This window comes from Marinobacter sp. SS8-8 (genome assembly GCF_030540945.1).
Taxonomy (GTDB): domain Bacteria; phylum Pseudomonadota; class Gammaproteobacteria; order Pseudomonadales; family Oleiphilaceae; genus Marinobacter.
In genome coordinates this window covers 122,177-136,526 of record NZ_JASSVN010000004.1, presented here as the reverse complement: position 1 = coordinate 136,526, position 14,350 = coordinate 122,177, and the positions used below count along the sequence as shown (strand labels likewise).

Genomic DNA, 14,350 nt, shown 5'->3' with positions numbered 1-14,350 from the left:
GTCCATGCTAAGGTTAAGCCCGTTTTTCACTGCAGTTGACGGAACATGAGCTACCAGGTACTTGCCCGTAAATGGCGCCCACGCACCTTTGAGGACATGGTGGGCCAGGAACACGTGCTCCAGGCGTTGATTCACGCCCTGGAAAGCCAGCGTCTGCACCACGCTTACCTGTTCACCGGTACCCGAGGCGTGGGCAAGACCACCATCGGCCGTCTTTTGGCCCGATGCCTCAACTGTGAAACTGGCGTTACCCCGACTCCCTGTGGGAAATGCTCCAGTTGCCGGGAAATTCAGGAAGGCCGGTTTGTCGACCTGATCGAAATTGACGCCGCCTCCCGTACCGGCGTGGACGATATGCGGGAACTGACGGACAATGTCCAGTACTCGCCAAGCCGCGGCCGCTACAAGGTGTACCTCATAGACGAGGTGCACATGCTGACCAACCAGTCGTTCAATGCCTTCCTGAAAACCCTTGAGGAACCGCCGGAACACGTCAAGTTCCTGCTGGCCACGACAGATCCCCAGAAGCTGCCGGTAACCGTGCTTTCCCGGTGCCTGCAGTTCAACCTCAAGCGGATGACACCGGAACACATTGCCGGCCACCTGAGGCACGTGCTGGGCGTGGAGGAGATTCCGTTCGAGGAACCGGCGCTCTGGCTTCTGGCCCGTGCCGCGGATGGCAGTATGAGGGACGCCCTGAGCCTGACCGACCAGGCCATCGCTTTTGGTAACCAGAAGCTGGCGGCCAGTGATGTCAGCAATATGCTGGGCACCATTGATCAGCGTGATATTGAACGTATCGTGAGTACGCTGGTTGAGGGGGATGGCCCGGCCTTGCTGGCGGAAATCAGCCGGATTTCCGATTTTGCACCGGATTACAGTGTGATCCTGGCTGATCTGCTGTCGCTGTTCCATCGGGTTACCATGGAGCAGGTGGTGCCCGGCAGCGCGGATAACGCCCTGGGCGATGCGGAGCAGGTGCAGTCCCTGGCCCGCAGGCTCAGTGCCGAGGATGCCCAACTGTTCTACCAGTCTGCCCTGATTGGCCGCAAGGATCTGGCCATTACGCCGGATGCCCGTATGGGGTTCGAGATGACCCTGCTCAGGATGCTGGCGTTCCGCCCGGGCGCTGATCGCCGGGAACCGCCTGCGACAAGTTCCGGTGGCCAAACTGCAACGCCCAAGCCACGGGATGAGCCCGAGCCGGAACCAGAGCCAGAACCGGAACCAGAACCAGAACCAGAGCCAGCACCTGAGCCAGAGCCGGAAGGCGTTGCTCGCGAACCTGCAGGTGAATTTGTCTGGCACCGGGATTTCTCTGAACTTGGCATTGTCGGTATGGCCGGCAACCTGGCCAGCCACGGGGCTATGGCCCGGGATGGTGACGCCATCACACTGACCATCGACGAAGGTCACGCCCGGCTGCTGAACAGCCGGCACGGGGAAAAGATCCTGGCCGCCTTGAGAAACCGCTTTGGCGACGCCATTCAGTTACGTATAGAGCAGGGCCATCCGGGGCCGCATACACCGGCGGCCTATGAGGAACGACAGCGAAAGGCCCGCCAGGAAGCGGCGGAAGCGTCCATTCGCAAGGATCCGGTCGTGCAGTCTATTGTTGAACGATTCGAGGCCCGGGTAGTCGAAGAAAGTATCCGGCCGGCAGAGACGCAGAGACAAAGAGGCAAGCAGGAGATGAGGCATGATGAATAATATGGGCGACCTGATGAAAAAAGCCCAGAAAATGCAGGAAGAGATGCAGAAGGCTCAGGAGGAAATCGCCAGGGCGGAAGTCATAGGTGAAGCCGGTGCAGGGCTTGTGAAAGTAACCATGAACGGTCGCCACGATGTTCGCAAGGTGGACATTGATCCGTCGCTGATGTCTGAGGAAAAAGACATTCTGGAGGATCTCCTGGCTGCCGCTGTAAATGACGCCGTGCGCCGGGTTGAGGCCAATCAGAAGGATAAGATGTCTGGTATGATGTCGGGCATGGGCCTGCCCCCCGGTTTCAAGATGCCATTCTGAATTTTATCCTGCCGCAGTCTGAGGACATTTCATGGCGTTCAGCCCCCTGGTTGACGAACTCGTCGAATCCCTTCGTTGCCTGCCCGGTGTCGGGCAAAAAACCGCCCAGCGCATGGCCTTCCACCTGCTGGAGCGGGGTCGTTCCGGCGGCACCCGCCTCTCGGAGGCGCTGAACCAGGCCATGAATGGTGTGCGGCGATGTGAAAGTTGTCAGAATTTCGCTGATGCCGAAATCTGCGGCATCTGCGACAACCCCCGGCGACGCACTGAAACGCTGTGTGTGGTCGAAAGTCCGTCAGACCTTCTGGCCATTGAGCAGGCCGGTGACTACCGGGGGGGCTATTTCGTGCTGATGGGACACCTGTCGCCCATTGATGGCGTGGGGCCCGGGGACATAGGCATCGAACGGCTGTTGAAGCGGACCCGGGATGAAGGCGTTACCGAACTGATTCTGGCGACCAACCCGACGGCGGAAGGCGAAGCTACAGCCCATTACATTGCGGACCGGCTCGATGGCCAGGGAATTCTGATTACCCGGCTCGCCCACGGCATTCCGGTGGGCGGTGAGCTGGGTTACGTGGACGGCTTTACCCTGACCCACGCTTTCCGAGGCCGTAAACCTCTCTCCGAATAAATCTGACCAGGCATTTCTATGGATATTTCTGCCCAGGCCGCTGCCGCTGTTGATGTTCCTCCAGCCCCCGCCAGCATTCACTGGATACGGGAGCCGGAGGCGCTGGATCAGTGGCTTGATCGGGCGCCCGGCAAGCCACTGGCACTGGATACCGAATTTGAACGGGTAAACACCTTTTATCCGATTCCGGGCCTGGTTCAGCTCGGGCTGGAGAGCGGGTTTTGTCTTGTGGACCCGGCCGTTGCCGAACAATCCCGCCGTTTCCGCGAGGTGCTGACCAACCCGGAAACGCCCAAACTTCTGTATGCCATGAGTGAAGATCTGGAGCTGTTCCGCCAGTGGCTGAACCTTGAGCCCGCCGGTGTGGTAGACCTGCAGATTGGCGCCGCCATGGCCGGTGCCGGGTTCTCCCTGGGCTACGCCAGGCTGGTGGAAACCCTGTTCGGCGAACCCCTCGACAAATCCGCCACCCGATCCGACTGGCTTGCCCGGCCTTTGAGCGACGCTCAGCAGCGTTATGCCATTGATGACATCCGGTTTCTGGAACCCATGTATGAATGGGTAACCGGCTTGTTGCGGGAGCGGGGCCTTGAGGCTGCGCTGGCGGAGGAATCCACCCGTTTTGCCAACGAATTGGCAGGGCAGGAAGACCCGGACAGACATTACCTGAAGCTCCGGGGCGGCTGGACACTCACTCCGCAGCAGCAGGGCGTGCTCCGGGAACTGGTTCGCTGGCGGGAACTGGAATGCCAGAAACAGGACCGGCCGCGCAACCGGGTGCTGTCGGATGCTCTTTTGATCGCCATCGCCGAGAACATGCCGGGCTCCCAGAGCGAGCTTGCAAATATCCAGGGCGTGCCTTCCGGCGCGGTGCGGCGTTACGGCGACACCCTGATCGAACTTGTTGGCAAGGGAGCAACGGCGGATAATTCCGGTCTTGAGCGCATCGCTCCGCCGTTGTCGAGGGATCAGCAGGGGTTTTTCAAGCAGTTAAAGCGGTTATTCAGAAAAGCGGCAGAAGATGCTGATATTCCGATGGAATTACTCGCGCCAAGAAAGCGGTTAGAGAAAGTGGTGCAGCAGCGCGAACTGGCGCAACATGAATTTTTTCAGGGCTGGCGGGCGCGGATTCTGGCTCCGGTTCGCGCTGATATCGAGGAATTACTGAGGTCATGAAAGAACGGCAATTTGTCTCTGTATTCCGTAGTAGCAAAAAGAGCGACACCTACATTTTTGTCCGCCGTGGCCAGGAATGGGAGGCGCTTCCGGAGAGCCTGAGGGGTATTTTCGGGCAGCCTGTCCATTCCATGGATCTGGTAATGACGCCAGACCGCAAGCTGGCAAGGACAACCGGCAAGCAGGTTCTTGAGGCCATAGGGGAGAAAGATTTTTTCCTGCAGATGCCCGAGGAGAGGGAAGGTTACGTGGTGGACTTCCGGAAGAAGCCGGAGCAGCGCAACCCATGATTGCCCAGGTGGCGTTCTGGCAGCGCAAGCGCCTGGACGAAATGACACCCGGGGAATGGGAATCCCTGTGTGACGGCTGCGGAAAATGCTGTCTGAACAAGCTGGAAGACGAAGACACCGGCGAGGTTTATCACACGGACCTGGTGTGCCGTTACATGGATGAAGAGACCTGCCGCTGCACCGTTTATGGCGAGCGGCTGAAAAAGGTTCCGGGTTGCACAATGCTGACACCGGGCACCGTCACGGACTACCATTGGTTACCCTATACCTGTGCCTACCGAACCCTGGCCGAAAGCCGGCCACTGGCGGACTGGCATCCGCTGCGAAGCGGGGATCCGGATTCGGTGCACGAAGCGGGCGTTTCCATCCGTCACCGGGCTGTTTCAGAGGCCGGGGTGCCGGAAGAGGACTGGCAAGAACACATCATTCACTGGATTCTGTAATGATCGATACCGATGCACAAATGGCCTACGGGATTTTCTGGGCCGCCTACGCCATTGCCTTCGTCGTGTTCTTTTACATGATGAAGAGTCTGATTCGCTTCCTTCCCCTGTACGGACTGAGAACCCTGATACTCGCAGCGCTGGTTGCCCTGCTGCTCACCCCGGTGGAATCCCCGGATCTTGCCGGCTGGTGGATTCCGGCCTGGTTGTTTGGCGGCTATGAAATGATTCTGGGAGACGCCGACGCCTCCGGCCGGGCGCTGTTCAACCTGGGTTTGGCAGGTTTGGTGATGCTGCTGGTCTGGGTGCTGGACCTGGTTCGTTATCGTCTGGTTCGCCGGTAACATCAACCAATAACAAGAACGGATGGATGCCTTGAGAGCGATTAAACCGAGATTGCTTAACCTGTTTGCACTGGTTCTCGCATTCAGCCTGCCCCTGCCGGCAACGGCGCAGGAGGCTGATGATGTTCAGTTGCCCGGACAATCGGATGTGCGGATTGTTGTCGATATCTCCGGCTCCATGAAGGACACTGATCCGACAAACCTGCGCCAGCCTGCCGTACGACTGCTTGCCCGGCTCTTGCCAGAGGGTGCGACGGCCGGTGTCTGGACCTTCGGACAGTATGTGAACATGCTGGTTCCGCACCGTGAGGTGAATGATCAGTGGCGGGATATGGCCATCGAGCGCTCGGAACAGATTAATTCCGTTGCCCTGAGAACCAATCTGGGCAAGGCCATTGAGGTCGCCAGCGATGGTTACTACACCGACGGTGATCTGAGCAGAACCCACTTTATCCTGCTGACCGATGGCAAGGTGGATATTTCCGCCGATTCTGCTGCAAATTCTGCCGAGGAGCAGCGCATCCTGGAAAAGATTGTTCCCTATCTGGTTGCCAGGGGCGCTACGTTTCACCCGGTCGCGCTTTCTGAAGCCGCTGATACGGATTTTCTGCGAGCGCTGGCCACGAAATCCGGCGGTCGCTATCAGATTGCTGAAAGCGCGGACGCCCTGAACCTTGCTTTTCTGGAGGCCCTGAACGCGGCGGTTCCCCAGGAACAGATTCCGATTGAGGGCGACGGCTTTACCGTTGACGACGGTGTTCGTGAATTTACCGCTCTGATCTTCTGGGGTGAAAAAGAAACTACGGCCACCCGTGAGCTTGAACTGATTGGCCCGGATGGTGGCACAGTCAGCCTGGCGGATTCTCCGGACAACGTCCGTTGGGCAAGAGAATCCGGGTACGATCTGGTTACGGTGAATAACCCGCTCGCCGGGGAGTGGCGACTCAACGGAGAGCTGGGTGAGGGCAGCCGGGTGACGGTGGTCAGCGATCTCAGGATGGTGGTCAACCCCTTGCCGCCCACCTTTTTTCCGGAAAAGCCGCTCAGCATTCGCGTTGGCTTTTTCGAGGAGCAGGAAAAAATCACCAATCCGGATTTTCTGGGTGTGATCGAGGTCAGCCTGAGCATCACCTCGGAAGATGGCCGGAGCGGAATCAAGGTCCTGTCCGGTGAGCAGCCACCGGAGGATGGCACCTATCGGGATACGGTGACTCGTTTGCCAGCCGCAGGCGCCTACACTTTCGATGTGGTTGCCGACGGCCAGACCTTCAGCCGCAAGTTCAGCGCCACGGTCGGATATACGGTGCCTGAGGGAGTTGCACCTGCGGAGCTGGCTGATCAGCCGTCAGAGTCGTTGAAACCTGAGGCAACAGGGCCCGAACCGGTCACGGAACAGCCTGGCCCGGAACCAGCGCCGGTGGAAGCTGAGCCAGAACCGCAGATTGCCTCACCGATTGACGTACGCCAGGTAGAAGGGCCGGCGGAACCGGTTGCCGAAGTGCCCGCGCCGGAGGCCGCCGGGCCAGAAGACGCTGACACCACTTTTTTCTTACCTTTGTGGATGTACGGAGCAGCCGGCGGTGGTCTGATCGTGATTGCGGGCCTGGTCTGGTTTGCACTCCGCCAGCGTAAGAAGTACCAACAGGTCCAGGCGAAAGCGGCCTCAGAGCGTGAAACTCTGGAGGATATCGAGGACGAACCGAAACCACAGCCTGTGCCTGAGCCAGTGGAAACAGCCCCGCCGGAACCCGAGGGCAGTCTTGAGGCCGAGGAGGAGATTCCTGAAGTTACCGAGGAAGCGGCAGAGGACGATATGTCCGAACTGGACGCGGTGATCGATGAGCACGAAGCGGTCATGAAGGCGAAAGACGCATCCCTGGCAGAAGCAGGTGTGGAATCCCCGGAAGACCTGGAAGAAGATATCCCGGTCGCGGATACGCCAGTTGAGCAAGAGGCTGCAGATACGGACGAGAATATTCCGGAACTGGAGGATGTCGCCGATCCGTCTGACGCCGATGCACCAGAAGATGATGAGGAAGAGTTCGGGCTAGAGGATTTCGATCTGTCCGAATTTGACGATTTACCGGATTATAATCAGGACGAATCCGGATTGCCCGATGACGATTCGAAGAAGAAACCTGATCAGAAAGACCAGAAAAAGTAACCAACAGGAACCAGACCATGAAGTTTACCGGTACCGAGAACTATGTAGCCACCGATGACCTGCAGATGGCCGTCAACGCCGCTATCACACTTCAGCGTCCGCTGTTGATCAAGGGCGAGCCCGGCACCGGAAAAACCCTGCTGGCGGAAGAAATGGCCGCAGGCCTTGGCGTGAAGCTGATCCCGTGGCACATCAAATCCACCACCAAGGCCCAGCAGGGGCTTTACGAATACGATGCGGTTTCACGCCTGCGGGACTCCCAGTTGGGCGATGAGAAGGTCAAGGAGATCGGCAATTACATCGTCAAGGGCAAGCTCTGGGAGGCCTTTGAAGCCAACGAGCAGGTGGTTCTGCTGATCGACGAAATCGACAAGGCGGACATCGAATTTCCCAACGACCTCCTGCTGGAACTCGACCGGATGGAGTTCTTTGTCTATGAGACCCGGGAATTGGTAAAAGCAAAGCACCGGCCGATCATTGTCATCACCAGCAACAATGAAAAAGAACTGCCCGATGCATTTCTGCGCCGGTGTTTCTTTCACTACATCAGTTTCCCGGACCATGACACCATGCAGGCTATCGTGGATGTCCATTTCCCGGGCTTGCAGCAGGACATCGTTCGTGATGCCCTGGAAGTGTTTTTCGATGTACGCAAGGTGCCGGGGCTCAAGAAAAAACCCTCCACCTCGGAGCTGATTGACTGGCTGAAGCTGCTGATGGCGGATGAGCTTTCGGCAAAAATATTGCGGGAGAAAGATGCCAGCTCGGCGTTGCCGCCTCTGTACGGTGCTCTGGTGAAAAACGAGCAGGATGTGCACCTGTTGCAGAAGCTCGCCTTTATGGCCCGTCGCCGCAGCTGATACTCAGCAAGAGTCACGTTTTATGTTGATTGATTTTTTTCTTGAAGTCCGGCGCGCAAAGGTACCTGCCAGCCTGCGGGAATTTCTGGATTTGCTGGAAGCCCTGCAGCACCGGCTCGCCTTTGCCGACATGGAAGAGTTCTATTATCTGGCGCGTCTTTGCCTGGTCAAGGATGAGCGTCACTTCGACAAATTTGATAGGGCTTTCCAGGCGTATTTCGAGGGCATCCAGAACCTGGATGACCTGCTCGAAGCGCTGATTCCGGATGACTGGCTGCGGGCCGAGTTCGAAAAGCACCTGTCTGAGGAAGAGAAGGCCAAAATCGATTCCCTCGGCGGTCTTGAGGAACTGATCGAGACGTTCAAGAAGCGCATGGAAGAGCAACAGGGACGCCATGCCGGTGGTAACAAGTGGATCGGCACTGGCGGAACCTCGCCCTTCGGTGCCAATGGCTACAACCCCGAAGGTTTCCGGATCGGCCAGAAGAACGGCCGCCATGGCCGCGCAGTAAAAGTCTGGGAAAAGCGTGAATACAAGGATCTGGACGACAGCATTACCCTGGGCATCCGCAACATCAAGGTGGCGTTGCGGCGGTTGAGGAAGTTTGCCCGCCAGGGTGCGGCGGACCAGCTGGATATGGACGACACCATCCGCTCCACCGCCCGCAATGCCGGTTACCTGGACCTGAAAATGGTGCCGGAGCGGCACAACGCGGTGAAGGTGCTGATCTTCTTCGACGTGGGCGGCTCCATGGACCCGCACATCCGCGTCTGTGAGGAGTTGTTCTCTGCCGCGCGTCTCGAATTCAAGCACATGGAATATTTTTACTTCCACAACTTTATCTACGAGAGCGTGTGGAAGAACAACATCCGCCGGATGAACGAGACCATGAGTACCTGGGACATCCTTCACAAATACACGCCGGACTACAAAGTCATCTTTGTGGGTGACGCCACCATGGCGCCCTATGAGATTTCCCACCCGGGCGGCTCGATCGAGCACTGGAATGAGGAAGCGGGTGCGACCTGGTTCCAGCGCATTTCCGATCACTTCCGCAAGGTGGTCTGGCTCAACCCATTGCCCGAGAGCTACTGGGGCACCGGCGGCTCACTGGGCATGACCCGGCAGCTGGTTAACGACCACATGTACCCGCTCACTGTTGAGGGCCTCGAATCGGCCATGAAACAACTGAGCAAATAAAAATAGGGTCAGATGAAAATGGGGTCAGATGAAATTTTCATCTGACCCCATTTTCATCTGACCCCAAATTAAAAAAGCCGATGCGGTTGAGGGCATCGGCAAAGCTCGGCATTTCAAACGGAGTTGCCGGTCAGGCTTTTCCGTCGCCTCCCACTCAGCAATTATGGGGCCAGTTAAATTATGCGTCATGAAATCATTTAGTTGGCGTTATTCGGATTCCGGTTTTTGGCCTCGCCTGTCCTGACCATCTCTGCTTCCGTCAAATAACTCGACACCCGATCTTCCCTTTGTTGGTTCCGCGTTTTCCATTTGGTGATCTGGATACCGTTCTTGGCGGTTACCAGGTGTTACGCTTTCTGCCGATCTGTTACAGAAGTTTGCGTAGGTTACAAAGGCGGGAGGCTTATGTTCGGCATACAACAAGCACAAAAGCGCCGGATTCATGAACACAGAACGCTTACCGGCTGGCTATTTCTGTTATTGCTGTTGCCTGCTCCGACAATGGCGGCGGCGTCGCTGGATGAGGAAATAGAGGAGTTGAGCGTAGAGGTTTCGGGGCACTCTGCCAGCGTCTTTGCCCTTGAGCAGAAACTGCTGCATCCCGCCAATACCCGGCTGGCAGTTTTTCTGACACTTCAAAGCCGAAATGCGCTTGATCTTGATTCGGTGGAGCTGTTCGTAAACGGCCAGCCGGTCGCTTCCCATCTTTATACCGAAAGAGAACGCGCCTCACTGGAGCGCGGTGGCGTTCAGCAGCTGTTTACCGGCAATCTCAGGAACGGCGACCACGAGCTGAAAACGGTTATAACGGCCCGCTCCGCCAATGATGATTTTGTTCGCCGTGAATCAATACACCGTTTTCGGAAACGCCCCGGTACCCTCCGGTTACAGATGAGTCTGGAGGCGCGTGCACCGGACTATGAACCCCGGGTTTCGTTTGTTGAGTGGAAGTAGCCTGCCATGACCTTCCGGCTCCTGTTCATGTCCTTGTCACTTCTGGTCATCAGCCCGCTGACGGTTTCGGCCGCACCGGTATTGCCGGCTGACCTTCGAGACGGCCTGGATGCATTCAGGCAGGCCAGTGGGGTGGGCGTGGACTTGGGCGACAAGCGCCAGCAAGCGCTTTATCAGGATGCCGAGGAGGCCCGTTTGAACGGCCGGACAGACGATGCAGGGCGCGTCCTCGCCGGAATGAAAGAAGGCTACTGGGCGGCTGTAGGTTACCTTAACCTGGCTACCGGTTATGCCAGGGAGGACCTGAATCCTGCCCGCGCGCTGGTCGCTCTGAGGGTCGCTCTGGCCATGCTTGAGGGCGATGGGAACTCCGCCCGCCGTGAACAGCTTCGCAACCGCCTGCTCGCTCGGGCCGGCTACCTTGCATACCAGCATGGGGAATACGAGAAAGCGATCAGTTTTCTGGAAAAAGTAGCGTTGGACAGCTTCAGCACACCGAGGGCGCTCTACCTTCACGGCCTTGCACTCTCGCAGCGGGGTAACCACCGGGCCGCCATGCAGAGCTGGCACCGGGCCAAGAAATACCCATTGGCTTACCCGGGTGTTGCGGATGCCTGGATTGCCATGGGCCGGGGGTATGATCTCTCTGGCTACCTCGGCCAGGCCGGAGAAGCCTACCTGGCGGCCAACGCAGCCTTTGAAAGTGAGCGGGTGACCCTGCGCAAACTGGCTGAAAAAATCCGGGACCAGGGGGCTTACAAGACATTGGTAGAAGATGCCAGGGAAACCGGAGTTAACTGGTTCCTGGCCGACAGCCGCACACTGGCCCAGCCACGCGTGGCCTATTTGCTGGGTTTTATGGAGCAGCCGGCCGCCCAGCATGCCGGGGGAAGGGTCGCCACTCTGGCCGCTCTGGCCGCGAGGCTTGTGGGTTACCAGAGGGATCTGGAGGTTTTCGACAGCGTGCTGGCCGAGCAGATCGGCAACATTCAGCCACGAACTGCCAGTGAAGACACCGAGGGGCTATCCAGGCAGGGGGCTGGTCTCAGGGCCCGGATCGAGCGTTTGTCGGCTGAAGCGGTGGATTCCGCTCAGAAAAACCGGCTCTCCAGCCTGGCGCAAACCCTGGAGGATACCCGGGACCGGCTGGCCGGCCTTGACCGCCAGGCATCCGGGCAACCGGCGGTGCTGCGGGAACTGCGCGCTCAGGCTCTCGCGCTGAAGAGCAGGAATGACGCGCTGGCCTCCTCCGTTAAACGTCTGAGACTGGAAGCCGAGAAGGCCTTGGACAAACTGGCCCTCGATTACGTTGCCAGCCGGGATCAGCAGATGGTGTTCGCCCTCGATAAAACCGAACAACAGATCGCCCACTTGTACGAATACCTTGCCCTACAGAACCTTGCCAACGCTGATCTGCCCGCAGACAGGGCCGGGGAGGGTCGCCCGTGATACGACTGGTTGCAACCTTCTTTTTCACTGCACTTTGTCTCGGCTCACCCGCGACAGCCCAGGAGTCCTTCCGGGTCGAGCTCGGGCGCGATGGCGAAACCATTGGTGACATGCGTCCCGTTTTCCTGAAATTCGAATCCCGCCCCATGCCCGCTATTTCGCCATCGGAAGTGGTGCGTCGCTACCATCGCCTGTTCCTGAGCTCCGGTGAGCCTGAGGTAAGGATCGATGCCCTGAACCGTCTGAGTAACATTCGCGACAAATCCGGTGAGGACATCGACTTCTCTGTGTCTGAGGAACAGGAGGTCTACCGTGAGGCCATTCGTAGCTACGAATCAATTCTGGAACGTGGCTCTTTTGGCGGGCGGCTTGATGAGCTGCTGTATCAGATGGCCAAGGCCCATGCGTTGACAGGCCACGATGAGGAATCCATCCAGCGCCTGAAACAACTGGTCGGGCTTTATCCTGATTCAGCGCTGGCGCCAGAGGCCAGATTCCGGATTGCGGAATCCGCCTTTGCTTCCGGTCGCTATGCAGAGGCAGAAACTGGCTATCGACATCTGGTTGAATCCGGCGAAAACGGAGAATTCAGCACCAAGGCCAGGTATATGCTGGGGTGGAGTCAATTCAAGCAGGGTGCCGGGGCCTGGGACCGGGCAGCCCACACCTTCGTCACGGTTCTGGACGAGTTTCTGCCAGACGCCCAAAGCCTGGAAGGCGTCAGCGAATCCAGTGTCGACACGATTGATGACACCTTCCGCGTGCTTGCCTTGATGGCCGCGAGAAAGCGCGGCCTCGACACGCTGATTTCCTGGCTGGGCGACACCCGGATGCGTCCCTGGACGCACCTTCTGTTTGACCGGCTCGCGGATTATTACGCTGTCCAAGGGCAGACAGAGGCCAGCGTTGCTGTCAGCCAGGCATTTATTCGCTACGCGCCGGATCACGCCAAGGTTCCCGCCTTCATGTTGCAGGTCGTTGATGTCTGGCAGCGCGCGGCTCAGCCCGAGCGGATCCGTGAGGCGAGGGCAGGGTTCGTTGCACGTTTCGGGTCCGACGCCGGCTATGATCGCCTCAACCGGGCCGAGCAGGAAAAATGGCAAAGCTTCAGCCGGCTGCTGGCGGACTTTCAGTATAACCGGGGAACAAATTCGGCTGACGCTGGCGATGTAACCGCCGCCGGGGCGGCGTTTGTTTCGGCTGCGGATTATTACGAGGGGCTTGCCCGGCGGTCAGTCCGGATCGGTGAAATCCTTCGGCTGGCGGGCGACGCCCGGCTCCAGGCAGGAGAGTTCCTCCAGGCACTGGCGAACTTCAGGCGCGCTGCTTATGAGGTGGCGAATTACAGCGAGGCGGCTGATGCCGGGTGGGCGGCCATTACGTTGCTACGTGATGGCCTCAATGGCCGGCGCACCAGCCCGGGATTCAACCCCGGGCTTGAGGAAGTTTCTGCCGAGGCGGATCAATTTGCAGGACGGTTTTCCGCTGATGCCAGAAAAGCCGGCCTGATGGCGGATCTGGCAGCCCGCTGGCTCGCCGCGGGCAAGCACCAGCGCGCCCTGGATTACAGCGCAAGCGTGATCACCGATGCGGAAGCGACCTCCCGGGAACGTTATGCAGCATGGCAGGTAACCGCAAAAGCCCGGCAGCAGCAGGACGAATACGGTCTTGCGGAAAGGGCGTGGAAGCAGGCTCTGGACCTCGCTGAACACGGCGACCTCGGGGATCTTCCCGGTGATCAGGCAGAGAGTGTCCGAAAGCAGCTCGCCACGGTTGTATACCGTCAGGGCGAGCGGGCCGCAGCCAATGGCAAGACCGAAGATGCGGTCCGGCACTTCCGCCGCGTCGGTTCTGTTCTGCCGGGATCAGACCTGGCCATCAAGGGCCGCTACGATGCCGCCAACACCCTTCTCAAAGCCTCGGACTGGTCCGGGGCAATTGAAGATCTTGAGCGTTTCCGGTCGGATTTCCCTGGGCATGAGCTGGTGTCGGGCGTCGCTGAAAAGCTGGTGCACGCCTGGATTGCGTCCGGGCAGCCAGCGCTGGCTGCCTCAGAGCTCCTTCAGATGGCGGCAGGCCAACCCGACCCCTGGCCGCTGCGACTCAGAGCCGCGGCATTGCTCCACGAGGCTGGCAATGTTGTTGAACGCAACGCGCTTTACCGAGCCTATCTGGCCACGGGTGTCGTTGCTGAGGATGGTCCGGGCCACCTGCAACTTCAGACCATGCGTCACCGCCTGATGGAATCCGGCGTTGAGGGGGATGACTGGCGGGAAGCACTGGTTAGCGCGGAGCTGGAAAGCCCCTGGCACAGCCCGGAGACCCTTGAGTGGGCTTCTCGTGCCTCAATGGTTCTCGGGGCCCGTGCCGCAGCCGCTTTCATCCGTATTGAACTGACCCATCCCCTGGAAGAATCACTGGAACGCAAACGGAGCGCACTGGAAGCCGCGCGTCAACGATTCCTGGATGCCGAGGCGCTCGGCGCTGAGGCGGTGCTGTCCGAGTCGCTTTACCGTCGTGCGGAACTGTACCGGGGGCTGGCCCGGGACCTTATGGCGTCGTCAGTGCCGGCTGATCTGAACGAGCTGGAGACCATGCAATACCAGATGCTGCTGGAAGAGGAAGCCTATCCGTTTGAAGAGAAGGCCATTCGGCTGCACACCGAGAACCACCGGCGGATCACCTCCCGGGGATACGACGCATGGATTGGTCGCAGCCTGGGCGTTCTGGCCGATCTGCATCCGGGGCGTTACGAACGCAAGGTGAAATGGTTGAGCTGGAATATGGAGGCGGGTGACGGTGTGTAATAACT

General features: G+C 58.8%; 13 protein-coding genes. All 13 read left to right on the top strand.

Annotated elements, in window-relative coordinates; all coding sequences use genetic code 11:
• The first annotated feature begins 45 nt into the window (after positions 1–45).
• The 13 genes from dnaX to QPL96_RS06090 all read left to right on the top strand — a co-directional run bounded on the left by dnaX (position 46) and on the right by QPL96_RS06090 (position 14,345).
• The gene (gene dnaX, locus QPL96_RS06150; protein ID WP_303286319.1) at positions 46–1,710 is read left to right on the top strand and encodes a DNA polymerase III subunit gamma/tau; all 1,665 of its coding nucleotides are present in this window, start codon (positions 46–48) and stop codon (positions 1,708–1,710) included.
• A complete protein-coding gene (locus tag QPL96_RS06145; RefSeq protein ID WP_303286318.1) occupies positions 1,700–2,023 on the top strand; it encodes a YbaB/EbfC family nucleoid-associated protein in 324 nt (107 codons plus the stop codon). The genes dnaX and QPL96_RS06145 overlap by 11 nt, the downstream gene beginning before the upstream one ends.
• A gap of 31 nt (positions 2,024–2,054) precedes the next feature.
• The gene (gene recR, locus QPL96_RS06140) at positions 2,055–2,657 is read left to right on the top strand and encodes a recombination mediator RecR (protein WP_303286317.1); all 603 of its coding nucleotides are present in this window, start codon (positions 2,055–2,057) and stop codon (positions 2,655–2,657) included.
• 18 nt (positions 2,658–2,675) lie between these two features.
• Positions 2,676–3,833 carry an HRDC domain-containing protein gene (locus QPL96_RS06135; protein ID WP_303286316.1) on the top strand — a complete coding sequence of 386 codons (1,158 nt, stop codon included), beginning with the start codon at positions 2,676–2,678 and terminating at the stop codon, positions 3,831–3,833.
• On the top strand, positions 3,830–4,123 hold the full coding sequence (locus QPL96_RS06130) for a YcgL domain-containing protein (RefSeq protein ID WP_303286315.1): 294 nt from the start codon (positions 3,830–3,832) through the stop codon (positions 4,121–4,123). The genes QPL96_RS06135 and QPL96_RS06130 overlap by 4 nt, the downstream gene beginning before the upstream one ends.
• Positions 4,120–4,566 (top strand): YcgN family cysteine cluster protein, encoded by a 447-nt coding sequence (locus tag QPL96_RS06125; protein WP_117617270.1) that lies wholly within the window; start codon positions 4,120–4,122, stop codon positions 4,564–4,566. The genes QPL96_RS06130 and QPL96_RS06125 overlap by 4 nt, the downstream gene beginning before the upstream one ends.
• Positions 4,566–4,910, top strand: a complete 345-nt coding sequence (locus QPL96_RS06120) for a hypothetical protein (RefSeq protein WP_303286313.1) — start codon at positions 4,566–4,568, stop codon at positions 4,908–4,910. Before QPL96_RS06125 ends, QPL96_RS06120 begins: the two co-directional genes overlap by 1 nt.
• Positions 4,911–4,932: 22 nt before the next feature.
• On the top strand, positions 4,933–7,074 hold the full coding sequence (locus QPL96_RS06115) for a VWA domain-containing protein (protein ID WP_303286312.1): 2,142 nt from the start codon (positions 4,933–4,935) through the stop codon (positions 7,072–7,074).
• 17 nt (positions 7,075–7,091) lie between these two features.
• A complete protein-coding gene (locus QPL96_RS06110; protein WP_303286311.1) occupies positions 7,092–7,934 on the top strand; it encodes a MoxR family ATPase in 843 nt (280 codons plus the stop codon).
• A 22-nt stretch (positions 7,935–7,956) separates the two neighbouring features.
• The gene (locus QPL96_RS06105; protein ID WP_303286309.1) at positions 7,957–9,135 is read left to right on the top strand and encodes a VWA domain-containing protein; all 1,179 of its coding nucleotides are present in this window, start codon (positions 7,957–7,959) and stop codon (positions 9,133–9,135) included.
• 405 nt (positions 9,136–9,540) lie between these two features.
• The gene (locus QPL96_RS06100) at positions 9,541–10,089 is read left to right on the top strand and encodes an AraC family transcriptional regulator (protein WP_368388906.1); all 549 of its coding nucleotides are present in this window, start codon (positions 9,541–9,543) and stop codon (positions 10,087–10,089) included.
• Positions 10,090–10,095: 6 nt separating this feature from the next.
• The gene (locus QPL96_RS06095; protein ID WP_303286307.1) at positions 10,096–11,538 is read left to right on the top strand and encodes a hypothetical protein; all 1,443 of its coding nucleotides are present in this window, start codon (positions 10,096–10,098) and stop codon (positions 11,536–11,538) included.
• The gene (locus QPL96_RS06090) at positions 11,535–14,345 is read left to right on the top strand and encodes a tetratricopeptide repeat protein (protein ID WP_303286305.1); all 2,811 of its coding nucleotides are present in this window, start codon (positions 11,535–11,537) and stop codon (positions 14,343–14,345) included. The genes QPL96_RS06095 and QPL96_RS06090 overlap by 4 nt, the downstream gene beginning before the upstream one ends.
• Positions 14,346–14,350 lie beyond the last annotated feature (5 nt).